Origin of the sequence: Bacillus sp. 105MF (assembly GCF_000374885.1) — a bacterium.
Taxonomy (GTDB): Bacteria; Bacillota; Bacilli; order Bacillales; family Bacillaceae_G; genus Bacillus_A; species Bacillus_A pseudomycoides.
The window spans coordinates 1-17,787 of sequence record NZ_KB895583.1 but is presented as its reverse complement, the minus strand read 5'-3'; the positions used below and the strand labels follow the sequence as shown (position 1 = coordinate 17,787).

The 17,787-nt window shown below is 33.5% G+C and carries 17 protein-coding genes and 3 pseudogenes; 9 read left to right on the top strand and 11 right to left on the bottom strand.

The features are described from left to right. The first annotated feature begins 125 nt into the window (after positions 1-125). From C564_RS0122015 to C564_RS0122005, 3 genes are all read left to right on the top strand, one after another. Entirely contained in the window at positions 126-620 is a 495-nt protein-coding gene (locus tag C564_RS0122015; protein ID WP_018766860.1) for an Lrp/AsnC family transcriptional regulator, read from the top strand. Positions 621-815: 195 nt separating this feature from the next. Then, complete coding sequence (locus tag C564_RS0122010) at positions 816-1,145, top strand: hypothetical protein (protein ID WP_018766859.1); 330 nt, start codon at positions 816-818, stop codon at positions 1,143-1,145. Between the two features lie 309 nt (positions 1,146-1,454). After that, positions 1,455-1,910 carry an N-acetyltransferase gene (locus tag C564_RS0122005; RefSeq protein ID WP_018766858.1) on the top strand — a complete coding sequence of 152 codons (456 nt, stop codon included), beginning with the start codon at positions 1,455-1,457 and terminating at the stop codon, positions 1,908-1,910. A gap of 62 nt (positions 1,911-1,972) precedes the next feature. Here the strand turns inward: C564_RS0122005 and C564_RS0122000 are convergent, their stop codons facing one another. Together C564_RS0122000 and C564_RS0121995 are read right to left on the bottom strand one after the other, a co-directional pair. Further along, the gene (locus tag C564_RS0122000) at positions 1,973-2,686 is read right to left on the bottom strand and encodes an SDR family oxidoreductase (RefSeq protein WP_018766857.1); all 714 of its coding nucleotides are present in this window, start codon (positions 2,684-2,686) and stop codon (positions 1,973-1,975) included. Positions 2,687-2,878: 192 nt separating this feature from the next. Beyond that, entirely contained in the window at positions 2,879-3,223 is a 345-nt protein-coding gene (locus C564_RS0121995; protein WP_018766856.1) for a winged helix-turn-helix transcriptional regulator, read from the bottom strand. Positions 3,224-3,389: 166 nt separating this feature from the next. On the opposite strand from C564_RS0121995, the gene C564_RS0121990 reads away from it, so the two are divergent. Then, a complete protein-coding gene (locus C564_RS0121990; RefSeq protein ID WP_026008660.1) occupies positions 3,390-3,971 on the top strand; it encodes an ester cyclase in 582 nt (193 codons plus the stop codon). 74 nt (positions 3,972-4,045) lie between these two features. Beyond that, positions 4,046-4,600: an NAD(P)H-dependent oxidoreductase gene (locus tag C564_RS0121985; RefSeq protein ID WP_018766854.1), complete on the top strand. Its 555-nt coding sequence runs from the start codon at positions 4,046-4,048 to the stop codon at positions 4,598-4,600. A 289-nt stretch (positions 4,601-4,889) separates the two neighbouring features. Here C564_RS0121985 and C564_RS33710 read toward each other — a convergent pair. After that, positions 4,890-6,621: pseudogene (locus tag C564_RS33710) on the bottom strand (ABC transporter substrate-binding protein). 107 nt (positions 6,622-6,728) lie between these two features. On the opposite strand from C564_RS33710, the gene C564_RS0121975 reads away from it, so the two are divergent. Beyond that, positions 6,729-7,988 carry an MDR family MFS transporter gene (locus C564_RS0121975; protein WP_018766853.1) on the top strand — a complete coding sequence of 420 codons (1,260 nt, stop codon included), beginning with the start codon at positions 6,729-6,731 and terminating at the stop codon, positions 7,986-7,988. Between the two features lie 59 nt (positions 7,989-8,047). Here C564_RS0121975 and C564_RS0121970 read toward each other — a convergent pair whose 3' ends face one another. Together C564_RS0121970 and C564_RS36320 are read right to left on the bottom strand one after the other, a co-directional pair. Further along, positions 8,048-8,251 (bottom strand): hypothetical protein, encoded by a 204-nt coding sequence (locus C564_RS0121970; protein WP_018766852.1) that lies wholly within the window; start codon positions 8,249-8,251, stop codon positions 8,048-8,050. A gap of 309 nt (positions 8,252-8,560) precedes the next feature. Then, a pseudogene (locus C564_RS36320) lies at positions 8,561-8,644 on the bottom strand (IS6 family transposase); the annotation flags it as partial. Between the two features lie 303 nt (positions 8,645-8,947). Between C564_RS36320 and C564_RS0121965 the strand changes: the two are divergent. After that, a complete protein-coding gene (locus C564_RS0121965) occupies positions 8,948-9,754 on the top strand; it encodes a hypothetical protein (protein ID WP_018766851.1) in 807 nt (268 codons plus the stop codon). Positions 9,755-9,967: 213 nt separating this feature from the next. On the opposite strand, the gene C564_RS38075 is transcribed toward C564_RS0121965, so the two are convergent. Next, positions 9,968-10,099: a hypothetical protein gene (locus C564_RS38075; protein WP_003203194.1), complete on the bottom strand. Its 132-nt coding sequence runs from the start codon at positions 10,097-10,099 to the stop codon at positions 9,968-9,970. A 252-nt stretch (positions 10,100-10,351) separates the two neighbouring features. After that, positions 10,352-11,590, bottom strand: coding sequence for a helix-turn-helix domain-containing protein (locus C564_RS0121950; RefSeq protein WP_018766849.1), 1,239 nt, complete (start codon positions 11,588-11,590; stop codon positions 10,352-10,354). 201 nt (positions 11,591-11,791) lie between these two features. Between C564_RS0121950 and C564_RS0121945 the strand changes: the two genes are divergently transcribed. Beyond that, a complete protein-coding gene (locus tag C564_RS0121945; protein ID WP_018766848.1) occupies positions 11,792-12,562 on the top strand; it encodes an alpha/beta fold hydrolase in 771 nt (256 codons plus the stop codon). Between the two features lie 211 nt (positions 12,563-12,773). Here the strand turns inward: C564_RS0121945 and C564_RS0121940 are convergent, their stop codons facing one another. The 4 genes from C564_RS0121940 to C564_RS0121920 form a co-directional block, all read right to left on the bottom strand. Then, positions 12,774-12,995 (bottom strand): hypothetical protein, encoded by a 222-nt coding sequence (locus tag C564_RS0121940; RefSeq protein WP_016115623.1) that lies wholly within the window; start codon positions 12,993-12,995, stop codon positions 12,774-12,776. 182 nt (positions 12,996-13,177) lie between these two features. After that, complete coding sequence (locus C564_RS0121935; RefSeq protein WP_018766847.1) at positions 13,178-13,699, bottom strand: hypothetical protein; 522 nt, start codon at positions 13,697-13,699, stop codon at positions 13,178-13,180. An 824-nt stretch (positions 13,700-14,523) separates the two neighbouring features. Further along, complete coding sequence (locus tag C564_RS0121925; protein WP_018766845.1) at positions 14,524-15,780, bottom strand: MFS transporter; 1,257 nt, start codon at positions 15,778-15,780, stop codon at positions 14,524-14,526. Then, positions 15,773-16,381 (bottom strand): ArsR/SmtB family transcription factor, encoded by a 609-nt coding sequence (locus C564_RS0121920; RefSeq protein ID WP_018766844.1) that lies wholly within the window; start codon positions 16,379-16,381, stop codon positions 15,773-15,775. Before C564_RS0121920 ends, C564_RS0121925 begins: the two co-directional genes overlap by 8 nt. Positions 16,382-16,534: 153 nt before the next feature. Here C564_RS0121920 and C564_RS32460 point away from each other — a divergent pair. Further along, positions 16,535-17,584 (top strand): annotated as a pseudogene (locus C564_RS32460) (IS4 family transposase); the annotation flags it as partial. Positions 17,585-17,787: the final 203 nt, after the last annotated feature.

Sequence of the window (17,787 nt, the reverse complement as noted above, 5' to 3'; positions counted from 1 at the left end):
TGTATAATGGTGAAAATTCAATAAAATGTTTTGTTAAGGGTTATAATTAAGAAATTTTATTCAATTTCATTCAGTGTATTATATGTTTTTCCGAAGAATCGTCGGTAAAGAAAAGGAGGGTTTTTATGGAGTCATCAGTTATTAAAGTGTTAGATGATTTAGACGTACAAATTTTAGATATTTTACAAAAAGAGTCACAAGTAAGTAATGCAGAACTTGCGCGTCGTGTTAATTTGTCACCAGCTGCTATGCATGCACGAATAAAAAGGCTAGAAAGTGAAGGTTTCATTGATAAACAAGTCGCAATCTTAAATCAAGAAAAACTTGGATTTGATTTGTTATGTTTTATTTTTATGAGTACAAATATTCATCAATCTGAAAAGCTTGAAGTATTGGAAAGAGAACTAGAATCTATGCCTGAAGTGCTGGAGTGTCATTGTTTAACAGGGGAGTATGATTACTTATTAAAGGTCGCAAACAGAGATCGTAAAGAGTTGGAGCGTTTTATTAGAAAGTTAAATAAGCTTGGGATTACGCGAATACAAACGAGCTTAGCACTAAGGGAGATTAAATCTTCTACAGTATTACCAATACGGGATTTGGAAGCAAGTATTGAATAAAAACTATTTTTTTTTAGGTAGAAGAGAGGATCCGGCCGTGCATAGAAGCGATCAGGGCCTTTTTTAGCCCCATGCAAGTTAAAAATAAAGGGAGAAAAAGAGAGTAGGTCTTCTTTTGTTTTCATAGCCGTGATGTATATGCTATATTATTTGCAATAAATATGATGTTAAATAATGTAAATAGGGGGTGGGGAAATGTATTGGGAGACTCTTCCTAATTGGTTTTGGGCAATATATTATTTATTTTTATTAATAACATTAGCGACTGCAATATTTTGTGTTATACGAAAGAAAATGAAAAAGTTGTCCATTTTAGCCATTGTTTTTGCTATAACAGTTCCAATAATTAGTTTGATAAATAGCATTGGAAGAGCGGAAGGAATTAATGAATTTGAACATTTAATAAATCAATTACAACAAGGGGCTATTTGGTCTATATTCATGACCATAGGTTATTTGTTTTTATTCGTATGGTGGATTTTCTTTCTACTCAAAAGTAAAAATCAAGTTATCGTTTCAAAGTGACCTCTAGTTGAGGTCTTTTATTATGCATTTCTAACCGTATTATAATTAGATTTTTGACACGTTGAAATCATCATATATGTCTTTCTACATCTCAAACTTGGCTTTAACCCGCATTAGATCAATATTTTAGTAGTATGTTCAGAAAATAGCCCCAAATTGACTTGGCTATATAGAAGAAATCGGTATGTATTTTTATATGAAAAATTCAGAATAATAATTGACGTATTTATAAGATGAATGTATTATTATATAAATTTATGAATTAATATTCATATTAAAGTATGAATATTTCATGTAAGGAGATACATTATGCAAATTTCAAACGCAATTACAAGTGATGTGAAAGAAATATATAACTTAATAGAAATATATTCGAAAGAGGGAGTTGTTCTGCCGCGCTCACTTTTGTCCCTTTATCAGTATTTACAGTGTTTGTATGTTGTGAAAGAGGAAGGAGAAATTTTGGGAGTTGCTGGTTTACATGTTTTAGGTGAAGATCTTGCCGAAATACGATCATTAGTCGTATCGGATACATATGCAGGTAAAGGGTTAGGCCGTATGTTGGTGAATCATGTCATGAATGAGGCTACTAAAATAAAAGTGAAAAGAGTTATTTCTTTAACATATCAAACTACATTTTTTAAGAAGTGTGGATTTGATTTTGTTGATAAGGAATCGCTACCTGAAAAAGTATGGGTTGATTGTCGGCATTGTCCGAAATTTGATTGTTGTGATGAAGTTGCTATGATACGGTATGTTATTTGAGGTTTAGTATGAAATAGATAATTGAGATAAACAGAAGGAGGAGGGGATAGCCTCCTCGTTAATTAAATTAATGTATGTCCACCTTCAACATGAAGAGTAGTTCCAGTGACAAATTGATTTTGCATTAAATATAGTACACCATCAGCTACATCTTTTGCCTGTCCAACTCGTTTGACAGGGAGTTTATTTGCTATCTCCTTATAGAATTTGTCCCGCGCTTTCAGCGGCATTTTGCTACGTGACGGTGTATCAATAATGCCAGGAGAGACGATATTTACGCGAATAGGAGCGAGTTCTAATGCTAATGTTTCTCCAAGATTAGAGACTGCTGCATTTACTGCACCAAGCGTAGCTGAACCAGCCATTGTTTTATAGGCAACTACGCCTGAAAATAATGTGATTGATCCGTCTTTCGTAATCTTAGGTGCACCATATTTTGCAGCATAGAATTGTCCCCAAAATTTATTTTCGAACAACTGGCGCGTTTTGCTTACTTCTGTATCAAGGAAAGCTCCTCCGAATGTTTCAGCTGCTGTAATAACTAAATGATGGATTGTATTTATTTCTTCAAAGAATGACTGTACTTGTTGCTCGTTTGTTATATCAAGTGTATAAGTTGTTACATTTCCCGCTAATACCTTTTTTGCCCCTTTTAATTTGTCTTCGGATCGACTGGCGATAATAACATCTGCACCTTGCGCTAATACCAATCTTGCTGTTTCTAAACCAATACCTGAACTCCCGCCAATAATAGCTACTTTTTTTCCTTTTAGCATCTTTATGCCTCCTAATTATTTCGTTTTTACTTTGTTGCCATCATTGTAGTTTGAAGAATTCCATATTTGAAGTAGTGATATTTATTTCATATAGTTACATTTCGGAAAGTTTTTTATTATATAAGGGGAATCGGAGCGGAAAAAATTTAAAGTACTTTAACTAACAAAAAAGGACTCACGGGTCCTTTTTTGTTAGTTTTCTAGAGTTAGTCCAAAGCGCTTTAATTCGATAAAAATACCTTCTAATTGTTTCCCTTTATCCGTGAGGGTATATTCCACTCGAGGAGGAACTTCAGGATAAACCTTTCTTGTTACAATACCTTGACCTTCTAATTCCTTAAGGCGAAGTGAGAGTGTTTTTGGGCTGATACCATCCATTGATTTTAGTAGATCACTAAAGCGCAGTGTTCCTTCAATAAGAAGGTCCCGAATAATTAAAAATGTCCATTTTGTTCCAATTACGTCGAGTGTTTTTGCAATAGGACAAGGTATACCAGGTGAACCTTTCGTTAATACAATCGGATCTATATTGCTCATGGAAATAGCCTCCATAAAATTTTTTTGAATTGATTTTCTTTATAGTATCACAAAACTATCCTTTTAGTAACTATATGAAAAAAATATCACTACTTCCAAAAGGGAAATTACTGCATATAAAATAGTGTTAGGAACCACAAATGATTTCTAAACTAAGGAGGTGACTATGATGAAAATAAAAAATCAAACAAAAAAGTTATGGTGGTCATTTAGTTTTCTCGTGCTTTGCATTGGCGTAATCGGTACCGTGCTTACTGCGTGCAGCAATACAAAAATGTCTGCTTCTAAAAGTGAAATTCAATTGTTGAAAGGCAAGCCAGAGCCTAAAACAATGACAATCGATCCTTCATTAAATCAAAAAGAAGCTACAGCAATGATTCATGCAGCCCAACGTTTTTATGCATTTTGGGATACTGGCAATGAGGAGCTTATTCCACAAACCGTTACAGAGAAATTCTTTGATAATACGTTGCCAAAAGGGCGCCCACAAGGTCCCGAAGGCTTAGCATTTGCTGCAAAAAACTTTCGTAAAGTCGTTCCGGATATACATTGCGAGATTGAGGATTTATTAGTGGTTGGTGATAAGGTCACAGCTCGTCTATCCTTTACAGGAACACATGATGGAAAGCCTATTAGCTTTTTTGCAATCGACATTTTGCGTATTAAGGATGGGAAAATCACTGAAGACTGGCATTTAGAAGACAATCTTACTCTTATGCAACAACTTGGAGTAGTAGCTGAGAACTAAATGATAGCGGTACGAAAAAGTGTGGATTTAGATAGATGCAATTCAATCAATAAAAAATAAAGGGGAAGAAAATGATGAAAAATATATTAATCATAAATGGTCATCAAAAATATAGTGCCGACGGAGGGAAATTAAATCAAACATTGGTTGATCGCATGGTCAGTCTACTAAGTGAAAAGAGTCATGTGAAAACAACGATTATTCAAGACGGATACAATATTAAAGAAGAACAACAAAAGTTTTTATGGGCGGATGTTATTATCTATCAAACACCGATTTATTGGTTTAGTGTACCAGGATTATTTAAAACGTATATGGATGAAGTATATGAGTACGGCCTCTTTTTTAAAGGAGGAGATCAATATGGAGCAGGAGGGTTATTAACAGAGAAAAAATATATGTTTTCCACTACATGGAATGCACCTAAAACAGCGTTTGAAGATTCCTCACAATTTTTTGAAGGTGAGAGTTTAGAAGAAGCAATTGGTCATTTACACCGAGTACAGAAATTTATTGGTATGAGTCCTTTAAAGAGTTTTGCGTGCTATGATGTAGTCAAAAATCCTAATATTGATATGTTTTTAGCAGAACTTGAAATGCATGTAAAAGAAGTGGTGAATCTTTCCTAAATTTTAAAAATAAATAGCTAGTAAAACCTCAATCTGAAGATTGAGGTTTTACGGTTATGCAAGTTATCCATATTATATAAATGCGGATTGAAAGACCGACGTAAAACCATTTCTTTTAGGCGGGAGAGAGGATCCGATCATGCGTAGGGGCAGTCAGTGTCTTTTTTAGCCCTACGCCATGTGAAAACAGAAGGAGAAAATGAGTGAAGAACTTCTTTTGTTTTCATAACCGCGACTTATATACTGGAATTTTAAAATGAGTATATATAAATAGTTAAGTAAATTGATTTCAATACTCTTTAGCTGATTCCATATGGTGAATCCATAACTTTGAAAAATCCGTCCAGCCAAAAGAATCAATTGTTACGTTCTTTAAAGAAGAGGGATATGTTTGCTTTTTTAAAACATGATAATTAAATAGGATAATGTATTCCGTTCGAAGGAATTCTTCAATTTCGAATATAAGTTTATGACGATGTTCCTTATTTTCTTCGGCTAAGAATGTATTTAGTAAACAATCAATCTGTTTTTGATAGTGAGGATGCATAAAACGGTTGATAAAACAGCTTTTACTTTTAAATACATTGAGAAAAGCTATTTCTATATCCGAATTAAAAACCTCCCCCATTAAAATAATATCGGCGTTTTGATCAATAGAACGATTCGAGTAGTCTGAGACTGGAAAAGGGTGTAATTCCATTTGTATGCCTAAGTTTTGGCAATGCTCTTTTAGCCAAATTGCATCATGAGCACTATCTTTAAAAGAGAAAAAGTAAATATGTATAGTTTCACCTTGATATGTACTTTTTTTCAGGTATTCCTTTGCTTTGCATAAAGAATAAGATTGTTTCGTTGCTGCTCGGCTTTGACTTGGAAAGAAGCTTGATGCGGGGATAGTCCGCATACCTTTTAAATCACGAATAATCGATTCAACGTCATATATTTCTCTCCAAGCTTTTCGAAAATAAATATCATGATGTGGACCAGGCCTTGTAAAGTTAAATGCGGCATATATACACCCGGTTTCTTCTATTTGTACTTCGTGTTCTTTTGTATATTCAGTATTTGGTAGTTCATAGTGTGTATGTATTTGTGCATGTTCCGGAATCCGCCAAAACTCAATACGATCAAGCAACGCCCGTTCTTTAAAATAATCCGTAAACGCTTCTAATATAACTTGATCTTCATCATAACAATGTAATTTAAAAGCTCCCGTCCCGATATAATGGTGATTTTGTATTGTTACATCATGAGGTAAAATGGCTAATTGCATCGAACTTACATAACGTAGGAAAAACAAGTTCGGCTTTCGAAGGTGAAAGCTTATTTGTAGTGGTGATGGTGTTTCAATCTGCACAATCTCTTCAGTTAACCAGGCATAAGGAGAGTGTACACGTTGTAATCTTTCAAATGAAAATTGAACATCTTTAGAAGATAAGATTCTTCCATGATGAAAATGGATGCCTTTTCGTAAATAAAAAGTCCAGGTAAGTTGATTGTCACTAACCTCCCATGTATGTGCGAGGTGTGTTTCAATTTCTTCTGTGACGTAGTTGTAAGTAACTAATGAGATGACTCTCTGTTGTTACAGCTGCAAATGCTGGATCAAGTGGCAATATTTTTCTTGAGCAAGGTATCTTTAACACGTCATACATATCGTTTAAAGGTTGGTATCCAAAATGCTGTTGTAATTTTTCTTCTAAGCCTTTTCGAAGGGAAGTCGGAAATGGTTGTTTTAAAAGAAGAAATAACTCTTTTAATTTATCTTGTTGTAAGAGGGATTCAGCATAGGGCATAACTACTTCTGAAATGGTATGGAGAAAGAGAATTTCACTTTTATTTCCTCGTCCTCGTCCTGGTGTCCACGTAATTAATTTTTCTTCAGTCATTTTTCTCAGTAAAATTTTCACGTTTTTTGTACTGCAATATAAAATATCGGCTAATTCTTGCAAGCTATTTTGCATGTATTGTTTTTCTGGATCATGCAATCGTAGTTGAGTATAGTAATCCATCACTTTCATGTTTAAACGACTCCTTCTTTCTAAAAGGGGAAATTCTTTAGAATATTCTAACCTTTTTCTTCCTTTTTTTCAAAGTAAAATGAATACACATAAGGAGGAGGGGGAAAATGGGATTTTGGAGCATGCATCGCAATATAAAAATTAGAATTATAACATCATTTTTAACACGCACTGTATCAACAATGATTTTCCCGTTTATGGCTATCTATTTTTCTATAAAACTGGGTAGTGTTCTCGCAGGCGTTCTACTATTAGTAAATGTCATGGCGGCATTAATAATTGGTCTTTATGGAGGGTATATTGGAGATCGATTAGGACGAAAAAAGGTTATGATTATAGGGCAAGTGATACAAGTTGTTTCGATTGCTTGTATGGGAATTGCGAATTCAGATTATGTAGATTCACCTTGGCTCACTTTCATTTTTATGTTAACGAATAGTCTTGGTTCAGGACTCATGAATCCCGCAACAGAGGCGATGCTAATTGATGTGAGTACACCGGAGAATAGAAAAGTAATGTACAGTATTAATTATTGGGCAATCAATTTATCGATTGCTATTGGGGCTATATTCGGAGGGTTATTATTCGAACATTATCGTTTGCAACTCTTTATATTATTGACTGCAGTAGCATTGCTAACGTTGTATTTAATTTCAGTATATATGGAAGAAGTATATGTAACTCAGAAAACGATGAAAAAGAAGCATGTGTTAAAAGAAATGGTTGAAAGTTATAAAGTTGTTATGACAGACCGGGCATTTTTGATATTTTGTTTAGCAAGTATATGTACGTTATCGTTAGAATTTCAGCTTAATAATTATTTAGGTGTACGCTTGCAAGAGGAATTTGAAACAATTCAATTTGCATTTGGAAATGATATTCGTTTTGATTTAACAGGTATTCGGATGCTAAGTTGGATTTCTGCGGAGAATACGATTTTGATTGTTTTATTTTCAGCACTTGTTATTAAAATGATGAAACGTTTTAATGACTTGAAAATCCTATATGTTGGCTTATTTATCTATACAATTGGATTCACAATAATTGGATCAAGTAATAGCTTATGGATCTTATTAATAGCAGGGCTTTTCCAAACAATCGGCGAGATGATGTATGTGCCAGTTCGGCAATCCATTATGGCCGATATGGTCCCAGATGATGCTCGAAGTTCTTATATGGCAATCAATGGTATGGTCTTTCAGGTGGCAAAAATGAATGGAGCACTAGGGATTATGCTAGGTTCTTTTATAGCATCATGGGGAATGAGCATTGTATATTTTTTAGTTGGTATAAGTAGTATTTTGTTATTTATGAAAGCAATTAATAGGACAGAATACAGTGAAGAAAATATACATCATATAGGATAAGGGAATATGTAAAAAGCGAATCATTTTTATCATGATTCGCTTTTTATATACCATTTTTTCTAAAAAGCGTCTGCTTCAGCTAATGTATTGCTAGTGCTTGGGTTCATTAAAAGGTTCTTCAGTTCACCTACTTCAGAGAGTGTGACAATGATGTAACCGCTAATTAATACAATGAGTCCAATGACCCTTAATGTTTGCAAACTAATATTTCTTTGGTTTTCCTCAGAGTTACTTGGGGGCGTTAAAGTTTGAGTGTTGTTCATCGTAGGGCTCCCATCTTTTTATTTATATATGTGCTAAACAATTGTATGACTTATGGATGATAAATAAAAAGAATCAAAATCATAGTCATTTTCACTATATGAGAAATGCCTAAAAAAGTGATTAAAAATAGGGGTGTTCAGTTCATACTTATACGCCTCTCTAAAAATCCTATCAGGTTGATAATGCTTCCATTTGAACAATTTTTCCTTTTTCATACCGATCACACACCTTTTTTAGAGTAATAGTATCAGTATGTCCAAGATTTAGAGGTTACTTGCATGTATCTTGAAGTTTTTGCAACGGAACCAGTTGTACTGTAGGTACCATCTTACTGTTTGCAAAATAATATCATGATGATAATGCTTCCACTTGAATAAATTTTGCTTTTCCATACTGATCACGCACCTTTTTTAGAGTAATAGTATCAGTATGTCCAAGATTTAGAGGTTACTTGCAATTATTGTTGCTTTGAAATAAATTCGTACCGTTTTGAATAAAGTTTAACCGTTTTGCATCATCAGGTAAAGCTGCCACGGTAAAACTTCTGAAGTTTTAATCAAACTTTATTCCAAACCAAAAATTAGAACAATATCCATTCTAAAACAAAAAAATAGGATAATTCTATATAAATTGTGATTAAATAATATATGGAATGTTGAAAGTATTATTTGTTATAGGAAGCAGGTGTACTGAGAGTGAAGAAAGTAATAGCAACTATTTTTATAGTAGGGTTTAGTGTGCTACTACTATATTTATTTACTGATGTTTTTACAAAAATAAAACTCCAACAACCGGTAGGAGATTATTTATCAGAGCATTATGGGATAAAAGATGGAGAGTTTAAAATTCTTTCTGCACATGATAATTGGATTGAAGGAGGGGATATTCAAACTTATGTAGAAATAAAAAAACCGTATTATACTACTACTTATTTAACCGTAGACCGAAATTCTTATGAGATAGATGAAGAGGATAGTAAGTATGTCTTCTTAGATATATTTAAAGGGGCTTATATTCAACAACATAGTGATGTTTTAAAACAATCAAATAAAATTATTAAAAAATATAACTTATTAAGTGAATCTACTGACGCATTTGAAATGGAGAAACAAAATTTCTATTACTATTTAAACTTTACTATTGATGAACAGCAGGAAAAAGAATTACTTACAAAGTTCAAACAAAGCCAAGAATTAAACACAAAAAAATTAATTAAAACTTTAAAAATTAGTGAATCTAGAATTAATGCTTATTATAAGGGGGTTGTGAATTTTAATTATTATTATAACGCCGAAAAAAATAAGGGGAATATACCGGATATCCTAAGTGTTATGGATGACTTTAAAAAGAGTAATGTTTTAACAGAAGGTGTTTATAATATAGTACTTCAGCCCAGAAGTTCTTCAGGTGGACAACATGATGGTAAGGAGAGTTATGCTATGTTTAGTGTAGATAAATCAGGTGAATTTAAGGTAATAAAAAAAGATGAATATAGGGGATGATTCATACATACAAGGTTAAAAAAGTACGCGTATCAAATAAACCCTGACTTCATAAACGGGCGCAATTGTATAGAAACACGGGCAGAAAATGATCAAACTTTTTTATAAAAACTGTACACACAATCCCAAAGAAAGAGTCGATCTTGATCAATCTTTTTTCAAAATCGATTCTTTTTGTGTACCATAGAATGTGAGTTTGTAAGAGGTTTTTGATCAAACTTTATACCAAAGCAACAGTTGTACGAAACCAACATCTCTAGCAAGATCTCGTAAGATATTTGGAGATAAAAAGCTTTGAATCTCTTGAGCAAATAGTTGTAATTCATCAGATACAGAAATAGACATACAAAAACGCCATCCTTTCCTATGATTCTACAGAAAGAATAGCGTGTTTTTTCATTTTAGGGGGTATTTTGTTTTATTGGCTTGATAGCGATGTGGTGCTACCACATGCCCATCAAGCTAAAATTTTGAATTACCCCCAAAATGAAAATTTTCTTTCTCTACAGTTAGTTACTTTGAGAAGTCAGCTGTTTTTTTCGTTTGGGGGGTGATCTATTTTCTTAACTTGACATTCTTTTCTTTATTCTCTATAAGCTATTCATTTTTTCTTTCGAAAATAATATTATAGGTTTTATTCACTAACTCTAAGGTGTTTCTTATAAAACCTTGATAAGGCGTTTGAGGTAGCGAATCTATTTTACTAGCTGCTCTCTGCGCATAGATAAGTGCTTCCTCTATTCTTCCTAGTTGTAAAAGACATTTTGCTCTATATGCATCTGCAGTGTAGAGAATACATAATTCAAGTGGGTAAATAGTCGTATTTGGCATCTTAAATTGCTCAAAAGTTTCAAGTGCTTCTTTTACATGTCCTTTTCCTAATAATACTTTACCTTTTTCAAGATAATAATAGTCACTTCCGAGATTCCCCTTTACTAGGGTAGCAAACCTATCTAAGTAATAAAGGGCCTGTTCATAATCCTCTGATGTTTGATTATGATAATGTGCTTGAAGTAACAGTGTAAAAGCTAGAGATTCATCATTTTCACTAAAAACAGCAAACTGTTCTGACTTCTTGATAAAATAAGCATAATCATTTTCATTGTTATGAAGAAGGGCTTGAAACGCTGCAATTCGGAAAATATTATCCATCTTGTAAAAGACCATTTTCCTCTTAGATAGTTCAATTAATTGATTAAGCTTACTCTTTCCTGATTTATAGTCACCTATCCCGAAGAGTAAGACCATTTCAACGTAATTCGCTTCTATTTCAACGACCATATCAATCACTGTTGCTTTTTCATGATACTCTTTTCTTATATTTCGTAACATTATCAGAGCATCATGGTAATTATCCTCTTTTGCACGGTATTCTACCATATGTACTTTAGCAGCCACGCAGTGGCTGTAAAGGGATAACCGCTCATAGATTGCTACCGCTCGTTCTATCAACATTTCTCCACGTTTTTGCTCGGACTTCATAACTACCCTTCCAGAAATCTCTAATATCCTAGCAGATTCAAATGAAATGGGAAACTGTTGGCCCAACATGTCTTGTGTCAAATTAATTATCTGTTCATCATTATTTTTTTCAAACGCTTCCTCTACTTTATTAAATAAGTGCTTTAGCTCATCGGATGTAGAGCTCCCTAATAAATATTGAGGATCGCAGCCCAACTGGTGCGCGATAAATTTCAAACTATCCATCGAAGGGTTCGAATGTCCATTTTCAATCATGCTTAACATCCCTTTTGACATTTTATTACCAGCTAACTCTACAAGTGTCATACCTTTTTCTACTCTTAATTTATTTATTCGTTTTCCTAGCTCATCCATTTTCAACATCCTTTGTAATTCAGTCTACTAGTTCAATTATATTAAACTTTAGATTGAAAAGGAAATCAGTCCATGTTACGATAAGTTCAATTAAATTGAACTTATTTAATTAGAATTTTCAAATGGATAATAAAAAGGGCAGTTTTATAAATAGAAATGATCTTTCCTTTTTATATCAAAATGAAAAATGGAGGATTGGATATGAGTGAATTTAATGGGGATGAAATAGGACAAAAATTAGATATAGGTGGTATTGAATTATACTATGAATTGTTAGGGGGGAATAATGAAGGGCCAACCCTAGTTTTTGATTCTGGATATGGAGCCACTTTAGAAAGCTGGAATCCAATTAGAGATGACATTTCAAAGTTCTCAAAAATGTTTATTTATGATAGAGCTGGTATTGGCAAAAGTGAAATGAATGAAAGACCTCGTCATAGTCAGCAAAGTGTCGAAAATCTACGTATATTACTTAATAAAGCAGGTATAAAACCTCCATATGTATTAGTCGGACACTCATTTGGAGGATTAAATACAAGATTATTTGCAAGCACATATCCAGAGGAAGTAGTAGGAGTCGTTCTCTTAGACTCAACTCACGAAAATCAAAACAGAATATTGCCCTCTTTATTTACAAAAGAAGTTCAGGAGGCTTATTATAATCAATTTATTTTGGAAGGTTCTCTTAATGAAGTGGAAGAAAGCTTAGAACAAGTTCGTACTTCTAAATCACTTGGAAACATTCCACTCATTGTTGTAACAGGGGGGCTGCAGCCTTTTCATACAGTGGAGTCTATGGCTACTTGGATGAAATTCCAGGGAGAGATTGCTAACTTGTCGACTAATAAAAAACATATTGTTGTTGAAGATGCTGGACACGCAATACATATTGATCAACCTCAAGTTGTTGTTGATATAATAAGGGATATATTAGATATGGTAAAAAATAAAAATAAACACTCTACTCTGTAATAATTTGTTATAACTCAAAATTGGGGTATCGCCCATCACCATCAAGCTAAGATTTTGAAGTACCCCCAAAACGAAAATTTTGTGCCTTTTATAGCAACAAAGTTCATTTTTTTCGTTTTGGGGTTAACCTGCTCCGTTAGGTTGTTTTACATGTGGTGCTTACCCCATGTAAAACAAACCCCTCCCTTTAGAAACGGGCTTACATCACTGCTTATGTACAACACAGTGTAGCATCGCTAAAGGCATCTTCGGGAATATATACTTTGCCATCTTTTATTTCATACGGAATGTTATTTCTTTTTAGTTTGGCTGTATCGACTGTGTCAACAGTGCTACCCCATTGTTCTAACTTACCGTTGTACTTTTGACAAGCAGATAACACTAAAAGAGCTGTAAAGCAGAAAAATAGATTTCTAAAACGATGTTTCTTCATAATACCCCTCCTCTTCCTTGATTGTACCATTCGGAAGAAACGGTTTGTCATAAAAATTGGATGTATATTCCATACATGTAAGGTTTACATAAAACCACTTATCAGCAGTCAATCTATCTATAATTCTATATAAAAACCCCTTCAAAATTAAAATGAAGGGGTTTTTATGCACAATTAAATATCTATTTTAAAGGAGTTAATATTTCTTCTTGATTTGTTACTTCAATAGGAATAGGAGGAAGTTTCTTATCTCCAATTAAAACATTAAGATTCCATGTCCCACTTTTAGGAAATTTCATATTTATCGCTTGATGTGAAATAAGCTTTATACTGTTTTTGCTAACAGAATTATTTAACGGTAATATGTTAGTTTTTTCATAAAAAGAGTGGATAGATTGATCAAACTGGTTTATATATTTTATGTCTGCAATTTGAATTTCTTGTTTTGTATTTGGATGAATAGCGGTAATCTTAAGCGATTGATCAGATCTTAATTTCTCAGTTCCCCACAAAAACCAATCATATGTTTTACTCTGATTTACAACTATAGGTTGCTTAATAAAACCTATCTGATTTTCAATACCATATAAATCATAAATCCAATGTATACCTTGATCATGCTCTTTAACTTCAAAAGATGATGCATTTTTATTAACTTGTATAGCTTCTGTTTTTCCATTCCATCCAATGATACCTGTAACCAAGATTCCTATGCTAACACAGCTTATAGCAATATAAAACTTGTATTTAACCAGTACAACCACCCCTTTCTAATTGTAACTATATTTTACAAAAAAAGCATGTACTTGCTGTGAATTTAAAATGAAATATTTACATAATTTCCGTTAGAGGAAGTAAAAGCACACCTCTCCTCATTTTGGAGATGATACTGTATTTTATTGTTTTGCTAATCTACAATTTCGTATAATGCTATAAGTCCCTATGGCCAAGAACATGATACTCAGTCCGATAAACGTAGTACCCATCCTCATGTTGCCCTGTGAGAAGTTCTCGATTGCATATAACACCATGGTCAACATACTGATAAACAGAGTAACAATAGTAAAAGGATGTATCTTTACCATCTTTACCATCTCCATTTCATAATCTTATGTATACATATTATACCAATGAAGTTGTAGGTTAGATACAGATTTCCCCTGTATACCCTATACATGTTCAGTTAACATAACGTCCTATTATCGGTAGCGAGGAAAAGGAGGATCCCTACTCTTACAAGGGAACCTCCTTTTTTGTTCTATGGATCTATGCATTTTTTTATACATTCCTATCCTGGCGTGGTTTTAGGGTTCTCGTTCGTTACTGGATTAGCCGAAAAACTGTATAAAATCTTGCATGTTCTTAGCGTGGTTTTTTCCAAAATGCTGGCGGTACCCCATCGCTATCAAGTTAATATTTTATAATGCTCCCCAAATGAAATTTTGTATCTCTATAGTCAATTACAACCCTAGTGTTTTAGATATTCAGTAGTGTATTCATTTCCTAAAGATATTTTATAATTAATGATTTAATCGACGGTTCGTAATGCTGGAATTTTAAAGTAAATATATAAGGTAAATGCTATTAAAGATAAGGCACCAACCATAATAATAAATTTTATATTTATCTCAAGTGAAAGACTTAATGAAGTCAATCCATAGGAAATGGGTGTTAATCCCATGGAAGAGACTGTTTGAATACTCATTACTCTCCCAATCATTTCTGGTTCAGCTTCATTTTGCACAACAGAAACAGCACATATATTAGAAATTGTCATTGATATCCCCAAAAAAACAACAATAACAACACTTTGCCATAGTTCATTACTAAAACTTAATATCAAGAAACAAAGTCCTACAAACATTTGTGATGTTAGGCTAAGAATTCCTCTCTTTCTTTTGAGATTTATAATACCAAGGATAATAGAACCCAGTACCATCCCGATAGCTAAAAACGACATTATAAAACTATAGTCTATTGTTTCTCCTTTCAATATATTTTTAACAAAAATCGGTAATCCTATAGCTAATGGACCTACGAAAAAAAGATTCAAAAATAATGTTTTTAAAATGAAAGCCATTAATATTGGGGCCTTCTTAACATAGTTAATTCCCTCTTTTAAACTTATAAGCAAATGATGCTTATTTTCTTGAGTATTAACAACTTGTTTATTAACTTTAATAAACAATATAAAGCAACTACCTAAAATTAGCAGGATTGTAATCAAACTAAAAATCCCTGTATAATCAAATCCAACAATTATAAACCCACTTATCATTGGACCCAAAATTGAAGTAGATTGACTTGTAGTCTGAATAATTGAATTCGCTCTTGTTAGAAATTCTTTCGGAACAATAACGGGAGTAATAGAACTAGATGCAGGCCAGAAAAACGCATCCAAAACACCAAAAAATAACGCAAAAATAATTAATGTCCAGAGATGTATCTCACCTGTAAATAATAACAATAAAACTAATCCTCCAATTAATATGGCTTTTGTTAAGTCTGAAAAAAACATTATTTTCGATTGACTTAGTCTATCAGCTAACACGCCGCCTAACAACATAAATAAAATCCGAGGAATTGCTCCGATAATATAAATAATCCCTAAGGAAGCTTCTAAATTTAACTCTTGAACAACGTACCATGCTTCAGCAAAATAAAACATACTGAAACTCAACCCAGAGAAGATGGTACTAATCCAAAGTAATATAAAAGATTTTTGTTTGAATAAAGATTTTACTTTTGTCGTGACTGCAGTTTTTTGTAAAACAGGTTCACTCATCTTTCTCCCCTTCCTTAAAATAAGGCTCATCTACTTGGAATCCAACTGTGGCTAAATAAAACCATTCCGCGTCACTATTCTCAATTTCATCAATATCATGGAGTTCTTTTAAAAGATCATGATACTTAGCAACCCATTCTTCAAATCGCTTTTTTGTTGTGCGAATTTCTATTTGACTTGATATTCTAGCCCATTCTTCTGGCTTTTCAGATTGTGTTAAAAAAGCATTTTCAGGAGCTGCTAAAGCACGACTCTTTGCTCTCTCTAAGGTTGCAATAGTTAATAACCTACGACTTTCTCCATATTCCGAATGAAAAGGTAATAAGTTATTAGAGGGGATAAAACTTTTAGCAACCGCTTGGTATAGTTTTTGAGTCATATTTCTTTTCTTATTTTCCTCTACTATTTGGACTAAACCATTATTTTCCAGATCACGCAAGTGATAGTGAATTTTCGAACGAGACAAACCAATAATTTGTGACAACTGTTGCCCTGAACGAGGTTTTTCAATCAAAAAAGAAAGGATTTGAACTCTTAAAGGATCACTTAATGATTTTAATTGTTCATACCCATTTAGAATTAATATATCTTTTTGTGTCATTTAACATGTTCCTTTCATCTGACTAGTCAGTTTTTGTTGACATAAATATAACTGTTTTTTCTGACTATTGTCAATAAAGAAATAAAATATTTTCTAAAAAATAAAAAAACGTTATCCTGTTTCTAGAATTATAGGAAAGGATGGCGTTTTTTTATGTCTATTTCTGTATCTGATGAATTACAACTATTTGCTCAAGAAATTCAAAGCTTTTTATCACCTAATATTTTACGAAATCTTGCTAGAGATGTTGGCTTTGTGCAACGAACAAGTAAGTACCAAGCCAAAGATTTAGTCGCTTTATGTGTATGGATGAGTCAAAATGTCGCTACGACTTCTTTAGCTCAGCTATCTAGCTGTTTAGAAGCATCAACAGAAGTGCTCATCAGTCCTGAGGGACTGAATCAACGATTTAATAAAGCGGCCGCCCAATTTTTACAAAATATATTAGCGGAACTACTAAACCAAAAATTGGCCTCATCTATACCGATTTCTTCTCCATATACTTCTGTTTTCAAGCGTATTCGTATTTTAGATTCAACTGCATTTCAACTCCCAGATCCCTTTTCATTCGTTTATCCAGGCGCAGGAGGATGCAGCCATACAGCGGGGGTGAAAATTCAGCTTGAATATGATCTATTAAGTGGACAGTTCCTACATATTCATACCGGTCCAGGTAAACAACATGATCGAACCTACGGTTCTCTGTGTGTCCCAACTGTGACAGCGAATGATTTATGTATCCGAGATTTAGGGTATTTTCATTTAAAAGATCTTCAACATATACACGATAAAAAGGCTTACTATATCTCTCGTATCAAGTCGAATACACGTATTTATCAAAAAAATCCTAATCCTGATTATTTTCAAGATGGAAGAATCAAGAAAGGTACAGAGTATATACAGATAGATATGGAGGTTTTAATGGACTCTCTACAGGCAGGACAAACATGTGAAATACCCGACGCTTATGTAGGAATGACTGATAAAGTACCAACTCGTGTGATTGTTCATCGACTAACAAAAGAACAACAAGAAAAGCGATTACAAGATCAAAATGTAAGAGAAAAAAAGAAAGGAATGAAGTATTCTCCTCGTAGTAAACGACTCAGTGGTATCAATGTATATATGACAAACACTCCTACAGATGTTGTCCCGATGGGACAAGTACATGATTGGTATTCTTTACGTTGGCAAATCGGCGTGTCCAGATAAGGACACATTATCTAGTTGGTGAAAGTCCAATCGGGAGAATAGACTCCACTCCCGTAGCCTGAGAGGCGCCATGAAGTGAAAGCGACATGGCGAAGCCTTCTGACATCACATGCAAAAGGCATGTGGGCAAATCTCCAGGTTGTAACGTACAGTGAACGTAGACGTAGCCTCGTTACACGCAATTCCGGTGGCTG